This is a genomic window from Mesorhizobium sp. CO1-1-11 (genome assembly GCF_020164995.1).
In the GTDB taxonomy this organism is placed as follows: domain Bacteria; phylum Pseudomonadota; class Alphaproteobacteria; order Rhizobiales; family Rhizobiaceae; genus Mesorhizobium; species Mesorhizobium australicum.
The window spans coordinates 1-23,469 of sequence record NZ_JAIUHE010000001.1 but is presented as its reverse complement, the minus strand read 5'-3'; the positions used below and the strand labels follow the sequence as shown (position 1 = coordinate 23,469).

Below are 23,469 nucleotides of genomic sequence, written 5' to 3'. Positions count from 1 at the left end.
GTCAACAATGCGCCGGCTTCTGTTGTGATGGGATGTGCATCCACGTGTCTTTGAAGCGGGCCCTCGGTCGGTGAGATCGAGGGCCACCGTCGCCGGTCAATCGAAGAATCCGGCATCCTCCGCCAGCAAATACTTCCTGGCGCTTTCGGCGTCGATATCGAGGCCTAGCCCCGGTGCTTCCAGCAGATCCACCATGCTGTCCCTCACGATCTGCTTGGGCAGGCCGATGACGATGTCGTTCCACCAGGGGTCCGAGGCACTGGGGTATTCGAACGCCACGTAATTGGCGGGCAAGGTGGCGCAGACGTTGATCAGCGCGCCGAGGCCCAGCAGGCCATTCGCCGTGCCATGCGGCGCCATCAGAATCGAGTGCATATAGGCGTGCTCGGCGACCCATTTGAGCTCGGCAATGCCGCCGATGTCGGCAGGATCGGGGCCGATGACGCGCACCGCCTGTGTCTCGATCAGCTCCTTGAAATTGTGCCTGAGGTAAATCTGCTCGCCGGTATGGATCGGCGTCGAGGTGGAGGTGGTCAGTTCCCGGTAGGCCTGCGGATTGACCCACGGCACATAGTCGCCGGTCAGCATGTCCTCCAGCCACATCAAATTGTACCTCTCGACCGCGCGGGCAAACTTGATCGCATCGGGCAGCATCCAGCCCGGGCCGCAGTCGAGTGCCAGGCTGACCTTGTCGCCCAGCACTTCCTTCATCGCGATCACGCAGTCGAGCATGTGGTTGAAACCGCGTTCGCTGATCACGCCCTGATCCATGGCGCCGTGATAGCCGGCCTTCTTCTGCGTCACGCCGTAATGGAAGTCCTCGATGGTGTCCTTCATGTTGGAATGGAACGAGATGCCTTGCTTAACCATGAAGAAGTTCTGCGGCTGCTCCATCATCCATTTGACGTCTGCGGCATAGTCCTCCGGCCGGTCACCTGTGCGCTTCTGGCGGATCGAGCCGTTATAGACGCGTACCTTGTCGCGCACCTTGCCGCCGAGCAGCTTATAGGCCGGCACGCCCGCGGCCTTGCCGGCAATGTCCCAAAGCGCATGTTCGATAGCGCTGACCGCCGCGCCGTAGGGCTTGAAAGAACCGCGTTGGCGGATCTTCAACATGACCCGCTCGACATCGGTCGGATCCTCGCCGATCAGCGCCTCGCGGAAATGCAGCACAAAGGGCTTGAGGTAGGTCTTGGTGAACTCGACTTCTCCCAGTCCATAGAGGCCCTCGTCGGTCACGACGCGAACGATGGGGTGCCGCCCGATGACGGCACAGCGGAGATTGGTGATTTTCATGCCGCAGTCCTATCTCACGGACGAGAAAGCTGTCGGCGTGAGCAGCTGGCTGCTGATATTGGCAACGATCTGCCCGTCGCGCTCGGACTCGTCCCGGGCCCTGTGCCATGCCGGATCGGTGACGAAAGCCGTCCATTTCGCCTCACGCTCGGCCAGTGATTCCCAGGCTAGGAAATAGGTGAGGCGATTGCTGTTTTCGCCGATCACCGTGGTGAAAAACCCGGCCTGGCGGATGCCATGCCTCTCCCAGATGGCCAGCGTCTGCTCGGAAAAGCGCTTGAGCAACGCCGGCAGCCTGCCCGGCAGGCAGTCATAGATGCGCAGTTCGTAGATCATGGTTTCGTCCGTTTCTTTCTTCGCCTCTCCCTTGGGAGAGGTCGACACGAATGGTCAGTCGTCGGCCCTGTGAGCCAAGGAGAGTGAGGGCAGGAGTCTGGGCTAACTCCAGGTCCGGTCCCAGCTATATTCATTGTCCCAATGCTCGGTGGATTGCCATATCCCGGCGACACCGGGCTGCAGGTGCTGGCTGATCACCTCGTCGACCACATCATCTATGCCCAGCCCCGGCTTGTCGGGCACGGTGATGAAGCCGTCCTTGACGAGCGGCTTGGGAAGGCCTGTGACGATATCGTCCCACCAGTCGACATCGGCGGAGTGGTATTCGAGCGCCATGAAATTTTCGGTAGCGGTCGCGACATGCGCGGCGGCCATCGCGGCGATCGGGCTTTCGGCCATATGGATGGCCATGGCGACACCGTGATCCTGCGCCATGTCGCCGATCTTCTTGGTCTCGAGAATACCCCCACTGGTGAGCAGGTCCGGGTGGATGACGGAGAGGCCGCCGCTCTTGAGCAGCGGCTCGAAGCCTTCCTTGAGGTAGATGTCTTCGCCGGTGCACATCGGCACCGTGGTGGCCCCCTGCAATTGCCGGTACTGCTCGGTGTGTTGCCAGGGGATCACATCCTCCAGCCAGGCCGGGGCGTATTTCTCGATGCGACGCGACAGGCGAATGCCGTCCTGCAGCGAGATATGGCCGACATGGTCGATGGCGAGCGGGATCTCGTATCCGATCACCTCGCGAACCTCGTGGATGTACTGCTCGAGCAGGTCGATCCCCTTCTCGGTGAAATGCAGGCCGGTGAACGGGTGCTGCACGTTCTGCGCGTCGTAGGCGAGATTGCGGGCCTTGCGCTCCTCAAGCGTGCCGCCACGGCCGCGCGGATTGGCATGAAACCCTTCGAGCGCGCCGGCGGGCGCGGATACGGCGCCCGGGACATGGGCGATCTGCATCAAGCCCAGGTCCATCTTGAGGAAGGTGAAACCACGGTCCATGCGCTGCTTGAGGCGCTTTCCGGTTTCGGTGCCGCTCGGTTTCTCGGCATCGGTATCGCAATAGACGCGCACCTGATCGCGGAACTTGCCGCCGAGCATCTGGTAGATGGGAACGCCATAGGCCTTGCCGGCGAGATCCCAGAGCGCGATCTCGACCGCCGAGACGCCGCCGCCCTGCCGACCGTGCCCGCCGAATTGCTTGATGCGGCGAAACAGGCGATCGATGTCGCAGGGGTTCTCGCCAAGCAGCCGGCTCTTCAGCATCAGCGCGTAGGTGGCGCTGGCGCCGTCGCGCACCTCGCCAAGCCCGACGATGCCTTGGTTGGTATAGATCTTGAGCAGCGCCGAGGTGAACGGCGCACCGACGATCTCGGCCACCCGCATGTCGGTGATGCGAAGCTCGGACGGCTTCGAGTCGGTGTTGACCCGGTTGAGGGCCTCGTCGGCTCCATCGGTCCTTGGCATGACTTATCCTCGTTCTGATTTGCGGGTTGTCGCCCGCATGCTGCCGATTGCGTTGCTAGCCCAGTTCGATCTCATGGGCTTGCAGGTAATCGCGGTTCATCTCGATGCCGAGACCCGGCCTCAACGAGAGCTTGAGGCTACCGTTCGAAACATCGAGCGGCTTGTCGATAAGATGATCGTACTTGCCCAAATTCCACTCCGACGTTTCGAGCTTGTAGAAGTTCGGAACGGTCATCATCACCTGCGCTCCCGCAACCACGTTGATCGGTCCCGCGGCGTCATGCGGCGAGACTGGGATGTAGTAGGCTTCGCACAGGGCGGAAATCTTCTTGAGTTCGGTAATTCCGCCGGTCCAGGTGACGTCAGGCATGATGTAGTCGGCGAGCTTGTTCTCAAGAACCGGCACGAAATCCCACTTTGTGTGGCCACGCTCGCCCCAAGAGATAGCGGCACTGACCTTCTCGCGAACCTGCTTGAGGGCGTTAAGGCTCTCGGGCGGGCATGGCTCCTCGAACCAGTCGATCTGGCCGGCTTCCTCGAGGCTGCGACAGAGGCGAATGGCGGTCGGAACATCGAAGCGGCCGTGCGCATCGATGAGGATGTCGATGTCGGGGCCTGCCGTTTCTCGGATCAGAGCCGTGAGTTCGGCAGCCTCGCGCTCGTCCTTGCGGGTCATGCCGCCGTCGAGATAGCCGTCCCGCTGTTCGCGCGACACACCGTCGGCATCGCGACCCTGGTGGGGGAAGGGGTCGAACTTGAGAGCAGTATGTCCGGACTCGACGATGTCCAGGATTTCGCGCACCACAGCGTCCTTGCTGGTGAATTTGGCCTGGTTGGGGTGGGTGTAGAGCGCGATCTCATCGCGGACCGGCCCGCCCAACAGCTCGTAGATCGGCTTGCCGAGGACTTTGCCCCTGATGTCCCAGAGGGCTATGTCGATCGCGCTCACGCATTCGACCGCGGCGCCACGGCTACCCATATAGGTGAAGCCGCGGAAGATCTTGTGCCAGAGGCATTCGATACGCGCCGGATCTTCGCCTGTCACGGCGGCTCCGATCTGTCGAAGGATCGTGCAGAGGGCGCGGTTGGCGAGCTTCGTGGTGGTGGTGATCTCTCCCCAGCCGCTCACTCCCTCGTCTGTCGTTACCTCGACGAACAGGAATTCCCCCCAATAGGAAGCACCAGACTTGATCAGCCACGGCCGAACGCTCGTGATTTTCATTTCAACTGCCTTTTCACTAGTGGTCAACCACGCTGTTCCAGACCTGACCCCTCGTCCTATCCGGCCCGAGCGGCGTTGCGTGCACGCATCTGTTCGAGAACATGCCGGCCGGAACCCTCGACGTGGCGGGAGATGAGTTCGGCTGCCTTGTCGGCCTCCCCGGTCTTGATGAGCGCAATGAGTTCGCGATGCTCACGAATGATCGCGGCACGCCGCGCGAGCGTGAAATTGAAACGCCGGCTCACCGCTCGCAGCACTTCGCGATGCTTCCACCAGAGCTCGGCGGCATGGCGGTTATAGTGTCGCTGGTACATCACCGTGTGAAATGCGGTATCCAGTTCACTGTGCCTGAACGTGTCGGCGAAATTGTTCTCTTCGATCAGGCCTTGGATGCGTTCGAGTTCGGCGATGTCCTCGCCGGTGGCCATACCTACAAACCATCGCGTCAGGGCTGGCTCGATCAGAACTCCGATCTCGTAGATATCGCGGACGAAATCCTGATCGATGGGCCTTACACGCGCCCCGCGGTTGGGAGAAAAGATGACGAACCCCTCGCCCCGCAACAGTTGCAGGGCCTCGCGCACGGGATTGGTCGACGTGCCGTGGCGGCGGGCGAGATCGGTCACAACAAGCCGTTCGTTGGCGGAGAGCCGTCCCTCGATGATGTCTTCCCTGATCAGTTCGTAAAGCGAGGCACCCTCGCTGGAGGCTCCGGTGTCGTCGATCCCCGGGGGTGGCTTTGCTTTGAAATCGTCTGTTTCGGCCAAGGGCCGGCTCCCCAAATTAATACACAGTCTGTCCGATATCACGCACGGTTCCCATAAACAATGTACGATCCGGTGCGTTGACAGGCAATCCATGTTCTGAAAACGTACCAAGTGGTCGAGAGGATACACCGTACTGCAATAACCATCCTCGCGATCGCAGGGCGGAGAACCAGGGAGGATACCTATGACGAGGATCATGCTCGGCAGTGCGGTCCTGCGCGGCACTGTCGTCGGTATTTTGACGGCATCACTTATGTCCACATCGGCGTTGGGTGCGCCACCGGTCGACCTCAGCAAATGGTCGCCCGAATATGTGCGCTCCATCGCGGGAACACAGGATTTCGACACGGCCGGCGATTGCGCCAAGGTCACGCCGCTGGATTACAAGGGGCGACTGGCTTTCTGGTATCAGGGCGTGTTCGAGGGCGATCCCGACCTGCTGCGCCAGTACTACAAGGATTTCTTCGAGACTTTCCGCAAGACCTATCCGAACATCAAGCTCGAGGAACAGGCCCTCACCTATAACGACCTTCTCGACAAGTTCCGCACCGCGCTCCTGGGCAATGCCGCGCCGATGGCGGTGCGCCTGCAAATCCTGGGCGGTACCGAATTCGCCTCGAAAGGCTATCTACAGCCGCTCAAGCCGGAGGATGTGGGCTATTCGACCGAGGATTTCTGGCCCGGCGCCATGAAGGCCGTGACCTGGGATGGGGTCACATACGGCGTTCCAACGAACAACGAGACGATGGCGTTCATCTGGAATGCCGACATCTTCAAGCGTGCGGGTCTCGATCCGGACAAGGCTCCCGCAACCTGGGACGACGTCGTCAAATATTCCAAGCAGATCCACGACAAGCTCGGCATTGCCGGTTACGGCCTCGTGGCTCGCAAGAATGCCGGCAATACGCCCTATCGCTTCATGCCACAGCTGTGGGCCTATGGCGGCGGCGTCTTCGACGAAGCCACCGCGAACCCGACTTACAAGGAGGTGGAACTCGACAGCCCGCAGAGCAAGGCGGCGCTGCAAGCCTCATACGACATGTATGTCCGCGACAAGTCGGTTCCGGTCTCGGCGCTCACCAACCAGCAGGCCGACAACCAGCCTCTGTTCGTCGCCGGCCAGTTGGGCATGATGGTTTCCCACCCGTCCGACTACAACGTCATGCTCGACCTGCAGGCCAAGGCGACCGGGACCGACAAGGACAAGGCGCAGACCGTCATCGACAATATGCGCTACGGCCTGATCCCGACCGGTCCTGACGGCAAGCGCGCCGTCGTGTTCGGCGGCTCGAACATTCACATCCTGAAGCCCGAATATGTAGAGGGTGGCAAGGTGGACGAGCCGGCCGCGAAGGCGATGATCTGCATGTGGGCGAGCCCCGAATGGTCGCTGAAGATGGCCTATGCCGGCTCGAACCCGGGCAATCTTAACGGCTTCAAGACCAAATGGATGAAGGAACGTCTGGACCATATCAAGTTCCTCGATGTCACGACTTCGATGCTGCCCTATGGCATCCCCTTCCCGGCGCTGCCGGAATCCCCCGAGATCATGAACATCATCGTCCCGGACATGCTGCAGAATGCGCTGACCGGCGCGATGACCGTCGATCAGGCAGCGGACGATGCGGCCAAGAAGGTGAAAGACCTGATGGGCGGGCTCTAGTCCCAACCTGACCTGCGAACCGGCTGCGCCAAGAGCGCAGCCGGTTCTTTCCGAAAAACAAGGGCACGCCACAGTGACGATCGTGACCGGCAAGGCCGAGGCTCGCCGAAAATCGCAACCCGGCGGGTCAGGCGCATTGCGGAACATCTGGGCCCATCGCGCCGACTACGCATACGTGCTCCCGGCGATCGCCGTGATGCTCGTCGTCATCGCCTATCCGATCTACTACACGATCGAGCTGTCGTTCTATAAGACGCCGCCCGGTCTGCAGCTCCGCGACAAGACCTTCATCGGCTTCGACAATTACACCACCATCCTCACCAGCGATGTGTTCTGGAAAGTAACCTGGAACACCCTGATCTGGACATTCGGATCCACTTTCATCTCCTTTGTCCTGGGATTTGCCACGGCGCTGGCGCTGCACCGAGACTTTGTCGGCCGCGGCGTCCTGCGCGCCATCCTGATCATTCCCTGGGTGATCAGCGCCGTTGCCGCCTCCTATATCTGGAAGTGGATCTACCATTCGGATTTCGGCATCATCGGCGCGGTGCTGGTCGGCCTCGGATTGACTGACCGGCCACCCAATTTCATCGACAACGTCAGCACGGTGCTGCCCTCCCTGATCGTCGTCAATATCTGGCGCGAGTTTCCGTTTGCCATGATCATGATGATGGCCGGCCTGCAGACAGTCCCCGAGCAATTGTTGCGGGCCGCCAAGGTCGACGGGGCCAATGCATGGCAGCGCTTCTGGCACGTCACTTTCCCGCACTTGCGCAACGTCTCGGTGGTGACGATCCTGCTGCTCGCGGTGGCCAACTTCAATTCCTTCATCATCCCCTGGATCATGACCGCAGGCGGGCCGTCGAACGCATCGCATATCTGGATAACCCACATCTATGAGCTCGCCTTCGGCCGCCAGCGCTGGGGCGTGGCATCGGCTTATTCGGTGCTCCTGTTCCTCATCCTGATGACGCTGGGCTATTTCTACGTCCGGGCGCTGAGCGGCAATGAGCGGAAAGAGGGGAGCACATGAGCACGCTTGCAGAGACAGCCTCCCGAGGCCGGCCCCATCGCCGCATGCGCGTCGACGGATGGCGCTGGGCCGGGCGCATCTTCCTCTTGTTCATGCTGATTTACACCGCGGTGCCGATGATCTGGATGCTGATCACCTCGATCAAGTCCGGCTTCGCGGCGACGCAATTCCCGCCGCAATGGTGGCCAAACGAGCCTACGCTTGCCAGCTACAAGAAGCTGCTCGATCCGCAGAACAGCGTCGGCCAGGACTTCCTGCGCTTCTTCTGGAACAGCCTGTTCGTGTCGACCGTCACGACAATCCTTTCGGTGATCGTTGCCGTCCCCGCGGCCTACGCGTTTTCGCGCTTCACCTTCCCCGGCCGGAACTTCCTGTTCTTCGCCGTGCTGCTGCGCAACATGTTCCCAGCGGTGATCTTTCTCGTGCCGCTCTTTATCCTGATGCGTGCGATCGGGCTGGTGAACACGCATGGCTCGCTGATCCTGACCTATCTCACCTTCGGCCTGCCCCTGGCGATCTGGCTGCTCAAGGGTTTTTACGACAACATCCCGGTGCAGCTCGAGCAGGCGGCGCGTATCGATGGGGCAACACGGTTCCAGGCCTTCATCATGATCGTGATGCCGCTCTCGACGCCGGGGATCATCGCCACCGCGATCTATTCCTTCATCGGCGCGTGGAACGAGTACATCTACGCCTACACGTTCCTCTCCAAAAATGAACAGTTGACCCTGCCGGTCGGCATCCAGCGCTTCTTCTCGGAAAACACGACGGACTTTCCGGGACTGATGGCGGCGAGCTTCATGATGAGCGTGCCTGTCGTGGTGCTGTTCCTCGTCCTGCAGCGATACTTCGTACGCGCCCTGACAGAAGGCGCGGTCAAGCATTAGGGAGTTGCCGATGGCCCACGTGGTCCTCAAAGATCTCGTCAAGACCTATGGCGGCTTCAAGGCCGTCAACGACGTTTCACTGACGGTCAACGACGGCGAGTTCGTTGCGCTTGTCGGCCCTTCAGGCTGCGGAAAGACGACCACGCTCAATCTCGTTGCCGGGCTGACCCCGATCACATCGGGCGACATCCTCATTGGCGACCAGGTGGTCAACGGTCTCGACCCCAAGGACCGGGACATCGCAATGGTGTTCCAGAACTACGCGCTCTATCCGCAAAAGTCGGTCTACATGAACCTCGCGTTCCCGCTACAGATGCGCAAACTGCCCAGTGACGAGATCGACAAGAAGGTCAAGGAAGCGGCGCGCGTGCTCGACATGACGCACCTGCTCGAGCGCAAGCCGCGCGAACTTTCGGGCGGGCAGCAGCAGCGTGTGGCGCTGGGCCGTGCTCTCGTGCGCGATCCCGCGGTGTTTCTCATGGACGAGCCGCTCTCCAACCTCGACGCGAAACTGCGCGTACAGATGCGGTCGGAGATCAAGCGCTTCCACCAGGACCTCAAGGCGACGATCATCTATGTGACGCACGACCAGCTCGAAGCCGTCACCATGGCCGACAAGATGGCGGTGATGAACGGCGGCTTCCTGCAGCAATACGATTCACCGGCGCAGGTCTTTGCCCATCCGGTGAACATGTTCGTCGCCAGCTTCATCGGCAGCCCGGCAATGAGCCTCATTCCGCTGGAGACATCGACGGCGAACGGCAACACCGTGCTGACCAGCGCGGAGGGCTGGAGCCTCGGGCTCTCGCCGCGCAACGTCCAGAAGGTCACGGGGGCAACGACCAGGAAAATCGTGCTCGGCGCACGCCACTCGACGATCAAGCTGCACAAGAGCGCCGTGCAAGGCGGCATCCCGGCCAAGGTCTACACGGTGGAACCAACCGGAGACGTCACCTTCGTGCAGGCGTTCCTGTCCGGTGCCATCGTCAACGTCAGCGTGCCGCCCAACATTGCCGTCGCGCCCGACGAGCGGATCTGGCTCGAGTTCGACCAGGAGCGGATGCATCTGTTCGACGGTGAGACCGAGATGGCTCTCGAGGCCAACTGAGACAGGGCGGATGCGTGTGGGACATGGGCGTGAATGACTACGAAACTTAAGATCACGGCGATCAAACCCTATCCGGCATGGGTGGGAACGCGCAATCAGATGCTGGTCAAGGTCGAGACCGACCAGGGCATCTTCGGCTGGGGCGAGAGCGGCCTGAGCGGCCGCGAGAAGGCCGTGGCCGGCGCGATCGAGCACTATCGCGAGTTTCTCATCGGCCGCGATCCCATGCAGATCGGGCGGGTCTGGCAGGAGGTTTATCGCAGCCAGTATTTCGAAGGCGGGCGGGTTCTGCAGGCGGCTATTTCGGCCATCGATATCGCCCTCCACGATATCAAGGGCAAGGCGCTGGGGGTGCCGGTCTACGAGCTGCTGGGCGGCAAGCAGCGCGACCGGATCCCCACCTTCGCCTCGACCGGAGACGAAGCCGAGGGCGATGTTGCCATCGAGCGGGCCCGCGAACTGCGCGCACAAGGCTGGCAGGCGATCCGCTTCTTTCCCGTCGGGCAAAACAGCAGGGATGTTTTCGAGCCACGCGAGTCGATCGGCGCTACCGCGACCATGCTGAACAAGGCGCGCCGGGCGCTGGGTAACGATGTCGTCCTCGGCATCGACTATCATCATCGGCTGTCGGTGGCGGAGGCGGCGAGCTTCTGCAACAAGCTCGACCGCGGCGTGCTCGATTTTCTCGAGGAGCCGATACGCGACGAGACGCCAGAAGCGTACGAATCCCTGCGCACGATGACCGACATCCCCTTCGCCATTGGCGAGGAATTTGCCAGCAAGTGGCAGTTCCTGCCCTATATCGAGCGCGGCATCCACCAGTTCAACCGGCTCGATATCTGCAATGCCGGCGGGTTCACCGAGGCAATGAAAATCGCCGGCTGGAGCGAGGCACACTATGTGGACCTGATGCCGCACAATCCGCTTGGTCCAGTGTGCACGGCCGCGACCGTGCATCTGGCCGCCGCGGTCCCCAACTTCGCGTGGCTCGAAACCAGGGCCCCCGAAGCAAGGCTCGGCTTCGACAATTCCGAATTTTTCCCGGTGCAACCACGGCTCGACGGCCCCGGCTACCCGGTGGGCGATCTGCCGGGGCTCGGCGTCGAGGTCAACGAAGAGGCCGTCCAGGCGCAGAGCTTCCGTTTCTGGGAAGCGCCCCACCTCAAGCGCCGCGATGGTTCTGTCACGAACTGGTAGTTCCCTTTCAATCGGAGTCCACAATGACGCATACTTCCGACATCACGCGGCCGCCGAAGGATCTGATCGACGCGCTAAAGGAGATCGGCGCCGCGACGGTTGCCGGCACGCTTGGCCATATGGGCTTCCGCAATCCGCATATGGTCGGCCCGGCGGCGCAGAACCACGGGAGATCGATCGTCGGGCCGGCGCTGACGCTGCAGTTCCTGCCGCAGCGGCCCGATCTTTTCAACGAGGGAGAATATGCCGATCCGGAAACACAGCTGCACCGGCATGTGCTGTACCACGCACAGGAAGGGGATGTGGTCGTGGTCGATGCGCGCGGCGACATGAGTTCGGGCGTCTTCGGCGATATGATGTCGACGTATTTCAAGGGCAGAGGCGGCGCGGGCATCGTCATCGACGGCTGCATGCGCGACCGGCCCAATGTCGAAAAGCTCGATCTGGCCCTATGGCTGCGCGGCTGGACGCCCAACTACCATGTGCAAACCAGCATTTATCCCAATGCCGTCAACGTTCCGATTGCCTGCGGCGGTGTCACCGTGATCCCCGGCGACATCATCGTCGCCGACGATGACGGGGTGGTGGTGCTACCCGTTGCGATGGCCGCGAAGGTGATCGAAGAATCCCAGAAACATCACGACTGGGAGGAGTTCTCACGCATGAAGCTCATGGAGGGCGGGTCGTTGCAACGCTATTATCCGCTGCACCCAAGTGCGACCGAAGAGTACGAGGCTTGGCGGGCAACCAACCCAAAATTTTGATGGACGATCGAGATCCCGAAATGTCTCATGAAGGGCAGGCGACCGCCAAGTCCCAGACGGGCGTTAGTCACGCGTTACGGACAGTCCCGCGATAAGCGGAGCGTACGCGGCGAGCCTGCGGGATACGAACTCCGTGAAAAGCCGAACGCGCTTCGTCTTGCGTGTCTCCCCCTGCGTGAGAATCCAGAGTGTCCCATGCATGGGCGGGTTGGTGCCCGGCACCCTCACGAGCAGGGGGTCGGCATCTCCGACAAAGCACGGCAGTTTCGTCATCCCGATCCCTTGCTGCGCCGCGATGATCTGCGTCTCGGCATCCGGAGTCCTGAACGGAGCTCCCGTGATGTGAACTTCTCCCTCGCGCGCCCAGTCCGGAATTCCATGATTGTCTATTGCGATCCACCGGAGGGGATCAGGCGTGCCCGCACGCAACGCGGGTAGTCGATCGCGAGACATGTAGACGCCGCTGAACACCTCCGGTCCCTTCAGGCCGTGAAGATTGAGCGGCAGGGTCTTGCGGTCGGCGACAATGCGGATCGCGACGTCGGCCTCTCGGTTAGTCAGATTCGCCACCTCGCCAGTGGTCAAGATTTCCATCTCGATGTCCGGATGCATACGCGCGAAGTCGGCGAGATCCGGCATGAGCAGGTGTGTGGCGAGGAACGGTGGAACTGTCACCCGCAAAAGCCCGCGCGCGCTCTGGTCGCGACCGAAGACGCGCGTCTCCAGCTGGTGCGACGACGCTTCCATCTGGTTCGCGAGCTCGAGGACCTCCTCGCCCGCAGCCGTCAGGCGGTAGCCCGAAGGCAGCTTTTCGAACATCCGCGTCCCGAGGCGTTCCTCGAGTTGAGCGATGCGTCGCAGCACGGTCGAGTGATACACGCCGAGGCGCTCGGCGGCAGCCCGCACCGAGCCGCCGCGCGCGGCGGCAAGAAAGTAGCGAACGTCATCCCAGTCAATCATGGTGCATTCCCGCGCCGCCAGCTGCGCCTTCCGAAGCCCATTCTAGCAAGCCGAGCTGTAATGTGCGCGACTGTTGCGGCGTTCAATCGTCTGACTGGATCGTTTTCGCACCACCGATGTGCACGATTCCGCACTCACCGCCCGACTTCGGCGATCCCATGTTCAGGCTCTCGGGTTGACCCACCGTACAGCCAAAGACCCGAGATGGCGAAACGAAGGACGCACGACATGAACAGACTGAATGGAAAGACCGCCGTGATCACCGGCGGCGCTACCGGCATCGGCCGCGCCGCTGCAAAGCGCTTCATCGAGGAAGGCGCCTTCGTCTTCATCTTCGGCCGCCGGCAGCAAGCGCTCGACGCCGCTGTGGCGGACCTCGGGCCCAATGCCCGCGCGGTGAAAGGCTCGGTCTCGGATGAGGCCGACCTCGACCGGCTCTACGCAGCGGTGAAGGCCGAACGCGGAAGCCTCGACATCGTCTTCGCCAATGCCGGGGCTGGAGGCCCGCTTCCGCTCGGCCAGATCACCGCCGAGCACATTGACGAAGCCTTCGACACCAATGTGAAGGGTACGATCTTCACGGTCCAAAAGGCGCTGCCGCTGATGGGCCCGGGCGGTTCGATCATCGTGACCGGATCGAGCGCCGGCACCACGGGCGCCCCGGGGTTCACTGCCTACAGCGCGAGCAAGGCGGCAGTGCGCAACCTCGCGCGGACCTGGGCGGAGGACCTGAAGGGGACCGGCATCCGCGTAAACGTGCTGTCGCCCGGGGCGACGGCGACCGAACTCGCGAAGGAAGCGCTGGGCGAGGAAGGACAGAAGGTCTTCGCCTCGATGACTCCGCTCCAGCGCATGGCCGATCCGGCGGAAATTGGGGCGGTGGCTGCCTTTCTCGCGTCGTCGGACAGCAGCTTCATGACTGCCAGCGAGGTCGCCGTCGATGGCGGCCTGGCGCAACTCTGACGCCGGCGCGTTCCCGCACCTGGCCCCGCACAACGAAGGATAGAAGATCATGGAAAAGCTACAAGGTAAGATCGCTGTCATCACCGGCGGAAGCAGCGGGATCGGGTTGGCGACAGCCAAGCGCTTCGTTGAAGAAGGCGCGCACGTCGTGATCACCGGGCGACGAGAGGAAGAGCTGAAGGAGGCCGCGGCCTTCATCGAGAGAAACGTTACGACGGTCGCAGGCGACGTGTCGCGCTTGGAGGATCTGGACCGGGTCTATGCCGTCGTGAAAGAGAAACACGGCCACATCGACATTCTCTTCGCGAACGCAGGCGCGGGGACAATCGCACCGCTCGCGGCAGCGACTGAGGCCCATTTTGACCAAACCTTCGATGTGAATGTGAAGGGGTTGTTTTTCACGGTACAGAAGGCGCTTCCACTATTCAGTGACGGCGGTTCGATCATCCTGACCTCTTCGGTCTCCAACGTGTTGGGGCTGCCAGGGTTCAGCGCCTACGCAGCGAGTAAAGCGGCGGTGCGAAACTTCGCGCGCGCTTGGACACTGGAGCTGAAAGATCGCAAAATTCGCGTGAATTCAATGAGTCCCGGACCAATCGAGACCCCGGCATTGGCGACAACGACGGGTCTTACCCCCGAGCAAGCCGAGCAAGCGGCCGCCCAGTTTGCTTCACAGATCCCAATGGGTCGCAGGGGCAAGCCAGAGGAAATCGCGGCTGCCGTCACGTTCCTTGCTTCTGACGAAAGCTCTTACATCACCGGCGTAGATTTCGCCGTCGATGGAGGCATGGCCCAGGTCTGACCTCGGCATCACACAAGATCGGAGAAACATCATGAGCTACGCAATTATCGGCTTCGGCAATATCGGCCGAGCCCTCGCCAAGGCATTTGCTCGCAAGGGCATCGAGGTATCCGTCGCAACCACGCGCGACCCGGAAAGCTTTGCCGCGGACGCGGCCGCGATCGGGCCTACGATCATCCCCAAAAAGCTGGCGGACGCGCTCAGGGCGGACATCATCTTTTTGGCAGTCCGCTTCGAGTCGCATCCCGATGTCGCGAAGGCGCTGTCCACCTGGAAGGGGAAGACCATCGTCGATGTGACCAATGCCTACGGCGTGCCTCCTGAGGATCTGGGAGGACAACCTTCTTCCAAGTTCATCGCGCAGGCTTTTCCCGGTGGACGACTGGTCAAGGGTTTCAACCATTTGGGCGCTGCCACCCTTGACCAAGATCCAGCAGTGCATGGTGGCAAGAGAGTCGTGTTCCTGGCGAGCGACGATGACGCTGCCGCAGCGGAGATTGGTACGCTCGCGGAAAATCTCGGCTTCTCGCCGATCAAACTTGGCGGGCTTTCGGAAGGTGGGCGGCTGGTCCAGGCGCGCGGAAATAGCTGGGGTCATCTGATCTTTAAGGACCTGGTCAAGTTCGACTGATGAACACGACGTGCCCACCGGCAGGGTCACGATGCACGGATCGGACCGAGCGTGATCCGGTCCGTGCGAAATAGGAAATTCCCATGACTGTCGAGAAGACCATCCAGACCGTGAGGGACTTCTTCGCCGCGATCGGCCGGGTTTTGGTCGTCGGCTCCGGGAGGGGAAGAATCAAAGCCACGAACAAGACGTTCGAGGACGACTGGATCTTCGCCATCACGGTCCGGGACGGCAGATTGACCAACATCCGGGAATACGTCGACACACAAGCACTGGCACGCGCCTCGCAGATGGACGCGTCCGGATCGGCGTAGCGCTTGCCGTCTGCGGCCATCGAATGGGGTAGACGGCGGATCAGCCGTGGATCGCCCCCTCGCACGCTGGCGCTCGTCGAATGCTCAATCGAAAGGAGATCTCGATGTACAACCAATCCAAGCTATCCGAGTTGATCCGGTTCGCACGCGCAGATGCGGGCTTCACCGTCATCGACGTCTACCCGGGCAACGGCGACTGGACCCGCGTCTTCTCAGACATCGTGGGACCCCAAGGACGTGTCTACAGCTTCGTGCCGGCCGAAGTGGCCCACTTCAAGGACGATCCGGTCGGCCGCATGCGGACGCTCGCGAAGGAGCCGGGCCGAGAGAACGTCGAAGCCGTCTCGGCGGACCTTGTGGCGATGCCGGAGGTCACGCAGCCAGCGGATGTTATATGGCTGCATCTGTTCTATCACGATCTCCACACCGCTCTGATTCAAGCCGGGGGCGCGACGGCGGCCGACTTCAATCAAGCCGTCTACGAGCGGCTGAAGCCCGGTGGCTCCTACGTTATCGTGGACCACGCCGCCGCCGTTGGGGCCGGCACGAGCGAGGCACAGTCGCTACATCGGATCGAGCCTGCATCCGTTCGCGAGGAGGTGGAGGCGGCCGGTTTCGTCCTGGACGCGGAAAGCACCATGCTGGCGAACAAGGACGATCCGCACTCGAGCAAGGTGTTCGATCCTTCGATCAAGGGCAAGACCGATCGCTTCGCCTTTCGGTTCCTGAGGCCCTGACAGTGAGTCATCCGCCCCACAGTGGCTCAGCTCCCGCAAGCGTGAAAGCGTTGCCCTTTCCACACGAGGGCCTTGGCTGTCCGTTCTCTTGAGCAAAGGTGCTGGTGTAACGCAGCCCTCTTGAAGAGGGATCGGAGAAGATTGTGAGCTATCTCACTGCCTATAATCTGGCGCGATACGCGACACGCGATGCCGAATGCGCTCACGCTCACTCTTTTGTCGCTCCAAGCCGGTTACGCGAAGTCTATCTAGGACCGCTCCTTCGCCCGCTTTGAGGTCTCGTTGCCCGCGAGGTAGACTGCTCGCATGACCTTCAGGCTTATCTTCCTCGGGACCTCGGCCAGCGTGCCCTCGGCCGGGCGCAATCACCCGGCGCTGCTCGTTGAAGCCGGCAGTCAACGGGTGCTGGTCGATTGCGGGGAAGGCACCCAGCGTCAGCTTCTGCGCAGCGGCGCCGGATTCAGGCGACTTGATCGCCTGCTCCTCACGCACGCGCACTTCGACCACGTGCTCGGGATTCCAGGCTTGTTCTCGACGCTTCGGCTCCGGCAGAGCAACAACCATGTGACCATTCATGGCAGCGCAGACACTCTTGACGTCGTCGCCCGCATGCTCGCTGGCCTTTGGGGTAAGGGACGCGCGCCGATCCCGCTGCAACTCGTGCCGCTTGCCCCCGGACGCGTGTTCGAGGTGGATGAGTTCACCGTCGATTGCTTTCAAGTTCGCCATCGCGACACCGACAGCTATGGCTTCGTCTTCGAGACGCCGGCGCGTCGTCACCTCCGTTCGGACCGCTTGGTAGCTCTCGGTGTGCCAGACGGTCCGATCCGGAAAGATTTGGCCGAAGGCCGCTCAATTTCTCTTCCCGACGGCCGAGCGATTGCTCCCGAAGCAGTCCTCGGACCACCCGAGGCTGGCAAGAAGCTGGTCATTGTAGGCGACACCGAAACCACTGATGGATTGGCCGACAAGGTGAGCGGCGCGGACCTGCTTGTCATCGAAGCCACATTCCTGCAACGAGATGCAGCGATGGCGCGCGACTACGGACATCTGACAGCCGCGGAGGCAGCATCGCTGGCAGCGACCAGCGATGTAAAGCAGCTCGTTCTTACGCACATCTCCGGCCGCTATTGCGACGAAGAAATTCTCGCGGAAGCCGTTCAGGCGTTTGCGAACAGCCTTATCGCAACGGATTTCACCACCCTCACCGTTTAGTGGCAGGGCCATGACATTCAGAATTGGCGTCATCTCAGACACGCACGGCTTGCTGAGGCCAGAGGCGGCGCGTTGCCTGGCCGGGGTCGACCACATCATTCATGGAGGAGACATCGGTCGCCCTGATATCATTACGGCGCTTCGCTGTATCGCGCCGGTTACCGCGATCAGAGGAAACGTAGACACCGGTGGCTGGGCGCTGCCATACGCGGAAACCGAGCTCGTACGCCTTGCCGGGCGAGCAATCTACGTGCTTCATGATCTCAAGACGCTGCAGATCGACCCGGTTGCCCAGGGCATCGACTTGATCGTGTCCGGTCACTCGCATGTGCCGGGGATGGAGACAGTGGATGGCGTGCTTTATTTGAATCCGGGCAGTGCTGGCCCGCGACGGTTTAAGCTGCCTGTCACCCTTGCGACGGTCGACATCACTCGAGACAGCATAGGGCCTTCGATATTGAGCTTGGCAAGCGGCTGAGCCAATTCAGCGCGCACTACGCCGCACTTATATCCGACTGTCTCCTCGATTTTTCACAAGATGGCAGGCGCGCCGCAACGCGGAGACACGTATTCTTCGCGATTTGTTAACGGGAGTTCTTGCCGCGTGCGGTGATGGACTGATCCGTCATTTCTGGCGAAACGCTGAGTGGAACGACACAACCAGCGGGCCTAGAATGTAGTCGAGCGCCGTGCGTTGCTCGGTAACGATCATGACTGACGCCGGCATGCCCGGATAAAGCGCGATCTGTGGGGCTGCGGCCAATTCCACCGGATCGACCGCTACGTCCGCGAGATAATAGGGAAAGCCGGTCTTGGTGTCGGTAATGCGATCCGCCGAAATGCGGGCGACGCGTCCATGAATTATGGGTATCGAACGCTGCTTGTATGATGTGAAACGAACTTCGGCGGCCATGTCGGGACGCAGGTTCGATATATCCTCGACGCGAACCTGTGCCTGGACGATCAGTGAATTCTCGGTCGGCACGATGTCAAGGATGGTCTGGCCCGGCGCCACGATCGCACCGATCGAGAAAACGCTGAGATCCATCACTTGGCCATCATAGGGCGCACGCACTTCGGCCCGGTCCATGGCGGCTTGGGCGGCGAACATCTTGGGTATTAGATCGGACAGGTTCGATTGGGTATCGATCAGCATGGCCGACAACTTGGTCCGGCGCTCATTCGTCAATTGTGCGATCTGGCTCTCGAGTTCGGCTTTGCTCTGTAGGGTGCCGCCGATGGCGCCGAGATTATCGTCGATCAAGCCCTGCAAATCCGAGGCCGACCTTTCCAGTTCCAGGACGCGTGGGCGGGTCGTCAAACCGGCCTTGAGCAGCTTCGACAGGCTGGCCTTCTCGCCGATCGTCGATTTGAGCTGGGCCCGGTAGGATTCGACCCGAGACTGCTTGCCCCGTATCTGCTCCTCGAGCTCGGCAATGCGCCGTTCGAGGATCTGCCTTGCGCCGGCCATCGAGGCGCGTTGGCTTTCCAGGTCGGCGATCTGGTTTGCCATTGCGTCCTTGAGGTAGTCCTGGTGCTCCTTGAGTATGTCCTTGGGAAAGGCAACCGCCTGGCTGCCGTCCAATTCGGCGCGGATCCTGGCATCGGTGGCGCGCAACAGTGCATATTGCTGGGCATAGAGATTGAACTCGGACCGAATCCTGGTGTCGTCCAGCTTCAGCATTATGTCGCCCTTCCTGACGACGTCGCCATCCTTAACGCGGATCTCCTTCACCGTACCGCCGTCGAAGTGCTGGACGCTCTTGCGATTGCCTTCCACCTTGACGATGGCATCGGCGAGCACGGCACCGTTCAGAGGGGCAAAGGCTGCCCAGCCGCCGAAAATGCCGAAAAAGGCCATTATGATCAGCAGGCCGATATATGCCGGCACCCGGATAGAATCCGGAGCCAGGATGCCCGACTCGCGAGGCAGGCTATGGTAAGTGAGGGCACTGTCGCTCATCGATCTCTCCGACCACAGCTCATTGGGTCGCCACCGCCATTGGAGCCGCGCGCTGGTTGAGCAGCGCCACGATCTCGTTTCTCATGCCGAACGCCTCGACGGCGCCATCGCGCAACAGCAGGATCTTGTCGACATTCGCCAAGGTCGAGGGCCGGTGCGAGACGATGATAACAGTGCTGCCGCGGCGCTTGAGCTCGATCGCGCAGTCGCTCAGCGCGCGATCGCCATCGGCGTCGAGATTGGAACTCGGCTCGTCGAGAATGATCAGTTTCGGCGTTCCAAACACCGCCCGGGCAAGAGCAATCCGTTGCCGATATCCTCCCGACAGCACGGCGCCGCCCTCTCCGATCTGCGTCTCATAGCCTTGCGGCAGGCGGATGATCATCTCGTGTACGCCGGCGAGCCGCGCGGCCTCGATCACCTCCTGGTCGACATTGGTCTTGAAGCGCCCAATGTTGGCGGCGACGGTATCGGAGAAGAGTTCGATATCTTGCGGCAGGTAGCCGATGTGATCACCTAATGCGTCGTGCCCCCATTGCGACAGGTCGGCGCCGTCCAGCCTGACTGTGCCGCGACTGGGTTGCATGACGCCGGCAAGGTGGCGCGCCAGGGTCGACTTGCCGGCACCGGAGGGGCCAACGATTCCGAGCGCCTCGCCTGCTTCCAACCGAAACGACACGTCGCGCAGAAGCACTTTCTGCTGGCTTTGAATTGCAAAGCTTACCTGCTCGACGGAAATCATGCCGCTGGGCTTCGGCAGGTTGAACGCTCTTTCGTTGCGCGCGCCCCCGTCGACCAGCCTCTCGACCCTTGCCAACGCTGCCCGCGCCAGGATCAGGCTGCGCCAGAGGCCGACGATCTGCTCGACAGGCTGCAACCCCCTGCCCAGCAGGAGGCTCGCCGCGAACATGGTGCCGCCGGTAATCTGCCGTTCGATGACCAGATAGGCGCCGAGGCCGAGGATCAGCGATTGCATGGTGAGCCGCAGGAACCGGATGAGGCCCGACATCAAGGCGGCACGGTCGCTTGCCTCCGCCTGGCGCCGCAGCGCGAGGTTGCGGTCGCGCCCCCAGCGGCGGATGAGACCGTCGATCATCCCCATGGCGCGAACGACTTCGGAGTTCCTGAGGCTCATCTCGGTGAAGTTATAGTTGTTCGTCGCCAGCTCGTTGGCCTGCTTCAGCGGCGAGCGCACGAGATACTCGTTGAGCACGGCCATGCCGATCAGGAGCAGCGAGCAGCCCAGTGCGAAGAAGCCGAGCCACGGATGCAGCAGGAAGATGATGCCGATGTAGATGGGCGACCATGGCAGATCGAACAAAGCGTGGATGCCGCTGCCGGTGATGACCTGCCTGAACGTATCGAAGTCGCGGATCGGCTGGCTCGGCGAGGAACCGGGCGATGGGGCCTCGACGGACGCGGCGAGGATCTTTGCCGAAAGCAGACGGTCGAGCCGGGCGCTGGCACGCGTCAGGATCCAGGCGCGGACCAGGTCGAGACCCGCCAGCGAAAGGAAGGCTGCCAGCAACACCAGGGTCAGCATCACCAGCGTGGTTTCGCTGCCGCTGGTGACAACCCGGTCGTAGATCTGCAGCATGTAGAGGGGGGAAGCGAGGTAGAGCAGGTTGATCGCCAGGCTGAACGCCGCCGCAAGCAGGAAATAGCGGCGGCATGCCCGAAGCGCATCCTTCACAATTCGAGACTTGCTATCCACTTCCAGAACCCCACTCGATACTCGTCAGGTCAGGGAGCCGCCGTAGCCGGCGGCCCTTTTCGCTCACACCACGAAGTCGCTTGAAATCGCTCCATTGCCGATGCCGGTCAGCGTGAATTCCGCCGGATTGTACGAAACGACGGTATGACCCTGGCCGTCATCGGCAAGCTTGAAGGCGTTCGCATCATAATTGCCGACCAGATGCAGCGCGGCGCCGTGGGTGCCGTCCGAAACGGTCAGCGTTCCGCCGCTGCCATCCTGGTTTGCCTGATAGACGGCCGTCGTTCCCGCACCGAACAGGATATCGCCGAGGTCCAGCCTGTCATCATTGGTGATGCCCCCGATCCGTCCGCTGTAGTCGAAGGAATCGTCGAGTTGCAGCGTGCCGGCAGCGTCGTGTCCGAAGGTGACGTCCGTCGACGAGGCGCCGCCGAATTCCAGCTTCGACAAATTGCCGATGGTGGCATCGCCGTCGCCGGTAACCTGGCCGTGGATCACGATGTCGCCGCCATTGGCCCAGAGCATGCCTGAATTCGCCAGGCCGCCGGCGACCGTCAAGCCGCCCGAACCCGTTGCCTCGAGCGTTCCGGAGTTGGTGACGACGCTGCCACCGGTATCGATGACCAGCGCGTGCGAGCCGGTGGCGATAATGGTGCCCTGGTTATCGAGGCTGAGCATGCCGCCGCCCAGCTGGCCGGCGCCCGAGATCGTGTTGTCGACGTTGACCAGAGTGACGTCCGGCCCTGTGCCGGAAATCATGTTGGCGGCGCTGTCGGACAGCAGGATCTGCCCGCCCCCCTGCAAGGTCACGCCGTGCTGGATGACCTGCAGCAGCGTATCGCCGCCGGTCGAGTCGAGCGAGATGAGGCCGCTGTTGTTGATAATGCCGCTGAGCGGCAGCAACGCGCCGTCGCCGATCGTCATGGTGCCTGAATTGTTGACCACCGGCGTCTGGTCGAACACGAAATTGCTGGCTGTGAGTGCGCCCGAATGCACGCCGTCCAGCGTGATCGACTGTCCGTCGCCGAGCGCGATCACCGCATTGCCGTTGGCATCATCGGCGATATGCGTCTGGAGGTCCGCGAAGTCCGCCAATCCGTTATAGCCGATGAGATCGATCTGGTCGGCGGCCGCATCGAAATTGTGCACCGTGTCGGCGCCAATCGGTTGCGAGAAGACGAAGAGATCGTTGCCGTGCGAGCCGGTCAGCACGTCGTCGCCGGACCAGGCAAAGATCGGCGAACCCGGTGCGTAGGCCTCGACATTATCGGCGATCGATGCGGTGCCCGTGGTGCCGTCGGCATTGATCCAGGTCATCTCGACATCGAGCACGGCTGCCCCGGTGAAACTGGCCGGCGTGGTAACGGTCAGCCCGTGCAGGTCGTTGGTCTGGATCGTCCAGCTTCCGTCGGCGTTGTGGATCGCGCCGTCGATGGTCCAGCCCGAAGGCACATCCTTCACCGTGACGGTGATGAGCGCGCCCTCATGTGATGGGTCGGTGAGGGCAAGGTTGATTGGCTCGCCGGAGGTGCCGGCGGGCTTGAGACCGGTTGTAATTTTCGCGGCATTGGTTTGCCCACCTGCATCCAAGAATGCTCCACTGTCGATCGTAAGAGTGTAGGAGGATCCGTTGCTGCTTCCCGCGCCTTTGTCGACCTGGAAGGTGTATTGGGTGTGGGTTGCATTGAAGCTTCCCGACCCGCTGATCACACTTACATTCGGCAGGCCGGAGACATGCATCACGTCCGTCAGATTGGCGAAATTTGTGTTCACTGCCGTGCTGAACGTAATGGTTACGGTGCTTGGCTCGGCGTTGCTCCCCTGTTTGCCATCCACCACCGAGGAAATCAGAGTCGGGCTGACGTCGTTGGTGCCGTTCACGGTCACCGTCACGGTCTGGGTGTCCGAGGCTGCATTGTTGTCGGTGCTCTGGACCGTGTAGGTGAGCGTCAGCGACTGGCCGACGGCAAGGTAGTCGAAGGCCTGCGTGCCGGAATTGAAGGTCCAGCCGAGGTTGTGGGTGTCTGTCGGATTGGCGGCAAGGCCCGATGTTGGCGAAACAGCCAGCATGGCAAGCAACTGGGCAGCGTTCGACGTAAGGCCGGCCGTCGTTCCAGATGCCACGACAGTCGTGACCGAAGAACTCACCGTGTCGGAGAGATCGGCATCGGTCACCGTCAGCGTGCCCGTGGTCGAGAGGCCGGCGTTGGTTTCCGTCAGGGTCGCCGATGCAGTGTCCGGCGTCCCCGTTCCCACAAGATGAATATCCGGCGCATCGTTGGTGCCATTCACGGTCACCGTCACGGTCTGGGTGTCCGAGGCTGCATTGTTGTCGGTGCTCTGGACCGTGTAGGTAAGCGTCAGCGACTGGCCGACGGCAAGGTAGTCGAAGGCCTGCGTGCCGGAATTGAAGGTCCAGCCGAGGTTGTGGGTGTC

Annotated in this window: 21 protein-coding genes and 1 pseudogene; 13 read left to right on the top strand and 9 right to left on the bottom strand. The window is 61.7% G+C overall.

The genetic code is table 11. From position 1 onward, the window contains the following. Positions 1-96 precede the first annotated feature (96 nt). The 5 genes from LB554_RS00110 to LB554_RS00090 form a co-directional block, all read right to left on the bottom strand. Complete coding sequence (locus tag LB554_RS00110) at positions 97-1,296, bottom strand: mandelate racemase/muconate lactonizing enzyme family protein (protein WP_224582578.1); 1,200 nt, start codon at positions 1,294-1,296, stop codon at positions 97-99. A 9-nt stretch (positions 1,297-1,305) separates the two neighbouring features. Beyond that, the gene (locus LB554_RS00105) at positions 1,306-1,632 is read right to left on the bottom strand and encodes an NIPSNAP family protein (protein WP_015319193.1); all 327 of its coding nucleotides are present in this window, start codon (positions 1,630-1,632) and stop codon (positions 1,306-1,308) included. Between the two features lie 102 nt (positions 1,633-1,734). Further along, on the bottom strand, positions 1,735-3,093 hold the full coding sequence (locus tag LB554_RS00100; protein ID WP_140665613.1) for a mandelate racemase/muconate lactonizing enzyme family protein: 1,359 nt from the start codon (positions 3,091-3,093) through the stop codon (positions 1,735-1,737). Positions 3,094-3,148: 55 nt separating this feature from the next. Beyond that, entirely contained in the window at positions 3,149-4,315 is a 1,167-nt protein-coding gene (locus LB554_RS00095) for a mandelate racemase/muconate lactonizing enzyme family protein (protein ID WP_015319195.1), read from the bottom strand. 56 nt (positions 4,316-4,371) lie between these two features. Further along, the gene (locus LB554_RS00090; protein WP_224582576.1) at positions 4,372-5,082 is read right to left on the bottom strand and encodes a GntR family transcriptional regulator; all 711 of its coding nucleotides are present in this window, start codon (positions 5,080-5,082) and stop codon (positions 4,372-4,374) included. A 184-nt stretch (positions 5,083-5,266) separates the two neighbouring features. Between LB554_RS00090 and LB554_RS00085 the strand changes: the two genes are divergently transcribed. From LB554_RS00085 to LB554_RS00060, 6 genes are all read left to right on the top strand, one after another. Then, positions 5,267-6,745: an ABC transporter substrate-binding protein gene (locus LB554_RS00085; RefSeq protein WP_224582574.1), complete on the top strand. Its 1,479-nt coding sequence runs from the start codon at positions 5,267-5,269 to the stop codon at positions 6,743-6,745. A gap of 73 nt (positions 6,746-6,818) precedes the next feature. Continuing rightward, a complete protein-coding gene (locus tag LB554_RS00080) occupies positions 6,819-7,778 on the top strand; it encodes a carbohydrate ABC transporter permease (protein ID WP_015319198.1) in 960 nt (319 codons plus the stop codon). Beyond that, the gene (locus LB554_RS00075) at positions 7,775-8,665 is read left to right on the top strand and encodes a carbohydrate ABC transporter permease (protein WP_015319199.1); all 891 of its coding nucleotides are present in this window, start codon (positions 7,775-7,777) and stop codon (positions 8,663-8,665) included. Before LB554_RS00080 ends, LB554_RS00075 begins: the two co-directional genes overlap by 4 nt. A 10-nt stretch (positions 8,666-8,675) precedes the next feature. Continuing rightward, positions 8,676-9,773 (top strand): ABC transporter ATP-binding protein, encoded by a 1,098-nt coding sequence (locus LB554_RS00070; RefSeq protein ID WP_224582572.1) that lies wholly within the window; start codon positions 8,676-8,678, stop codon positions 9,771-9,773. Positions 9,774-9,806: 33 nt separating this feature from the next. Next, positions 9,807-10,970 (top strand): mandelate racemase/muconate lactonizing enzyme family protein, encoded by a 1,164-nt coding sequence (locus LB554_RS00065; protein ID WP_224582570.1) that lies wholly within the window; start codon positions 9,807-9,809, stop codon positions 10,968-10,970. Positions 10,971-10,993: 23 nt separating this feature from the next. Further along, positions 10,994-11,734, top strand: a complete 741-nt coding sequence (locus LB554_RS00060) for a ribonuclease activity regulator RraA (protein ID WP_224582569.1) — start codon at positions 10,994-10,996, stop codon at positions 11,732-11,734. 63 nt (positions 11,735-11,797) lie between these two features. On the opposite strand, the gene LB554_RS00055 is transcribed toward LB554_RS00060, so the two are convergent. Next, entirely contained in the window at positions 11,798-12,694 is an 897-nt protein-coding gene (locus LB554_RS00055; protein WP_140790620.1) for a LysR family transcriptional regulator, read from the bottom strand. Positions 12,695-12,922: 228 nt separating this feature from the next. Between LB554_RS00055 and LB554_RS00050 the strand changes: the two genes are divergently transcribed. The 7 genes and pseudogenes from LB554_RS00050 to LB554_RS00020 all read left to right on the top strand — a co-directional run bounded on the left by LB554_RS00050 (position 12,923) and on the right by LB554_RS00020 (position 17,834). Next, entirely contained in the window at positions 12,923-13,657 is a 735-nt protein-coding gene (locus LB554_RS00050) for an SDR family NAD(P)-dependent oxidoreductase (protein ID WP_140823524.1), read from the top strand. Between the two features lie 49 nt (positions 13,658-13,706). After that, the gene (locus tag LB554_RS00045) at positions 13,707-14,459 is read left to right on the top strand and encodes an SDR family NAD(P)-dependent oxidoreductase (protein ID WP_224582568.1); all 753 of its coding nucleotides are present in this window, start codon (positions 13,707-13,709) and stop codon (positions 14,457-14,459) included. A gap of 31 nt (positions 14,460-14,490) precedes the next feature. Continuing rightward, positions 14,491-15,090 (top strand): NADPH-dependent F420 reductase, encoded by a 600-nt coding sequence (locus LB554_RS00040; protein WP_224523976.1) that lies wholly within the window; start codon positions 14,491-14,493, stop codon positions 15,088-15,090. Between the two features lie 125 nt (positions 15,091-15,215). Then, a pseudogene (locus tag LB554_RS00035) lies at positions 15,216-15,404 on the top strand (nuclear transport factor 2 family protein); the annotation flags it as partial. 104 nt (positions 15,405-15,508) lie between these two features. Continuing rightward, the gene (locus LB554_RS00030) at positions 15,509-16,141 is read left to right on the top strand and encodes a class I SAM-dependent methyltransferase (protein ID WP_224582567.1); all 633 of its coding nucleotides are present in this window, start codon (positions 15,509-15,511) and stop codon (positions 16,139-16,141) included. A gap of 306 nt (positions 16,142-16,447) precedes the next feature. Next, complete coding sequence (locus LB554_RS00025; RefSeq protein WP_224582566.1) at positions 16,448-17,356, top strand: MBL fold metallo-hydrolase; 909 nt, start codon at positions 16,448-16,450, stop codon at positions 17,354-17,356. Positions 17,357-17,366: 10 nt separating this feature from the next. Beyond that, a complete protein-coding gene (locus tag LB554_RS00020) occupies positions 17,367-17,834 on the top strand; it encodes a metallophosphoesterase family protein (protein WP_224582565.1) in 468 nt (155 codons plus the stop codon). A gap of 147 nt (positions 17,835-17,981) precedes the next feature. Here LB554_RS00020 and LB554_RS00015 read toward each other — a convergent pair whose 3' ends face one another. From LB554_RS00015 to LB554_RS00005, 3 genes are all read right to left on the bottom strand, one after another. Continuing rightward, positions 17,982-19,319 carry an HlyD family type I secretion periplasmic adaptor subunit gene (locus tag LB554_RS00015; RefSeq protein WP_224582564.1) on the bottom strand — a complete coding sequence of 446 codons (1,338 nt, stop codon included), beginning with the start codon at positions 19,317-19,319 and terminating at the stop codon, positions 17,982-17,984. Positions 19,320-19,338: 19 nt separating this feature from the next. Then, positions 19,339-21,033, bottom strand: a complete 1,695-nt coding sequence (locus LB554_RS00010; RefSeq protein ID WP_140617591.1) for a type I secretion system permease/ATPase — start codon at positions 21,031-21,033, stop codon at positions 19,339-19,341. Positions 21,034-21,096: 63 nt separating this feature from the next. Further along, positions 21,097-23,469, bottom strand: a 2,373-nt coding sequence (locus LB554_RS00005) for a beta strand repeat-containing protein (RefSeq protein WP_224582562.1), incomplete at its 5' end; no start/stop codon positions are given.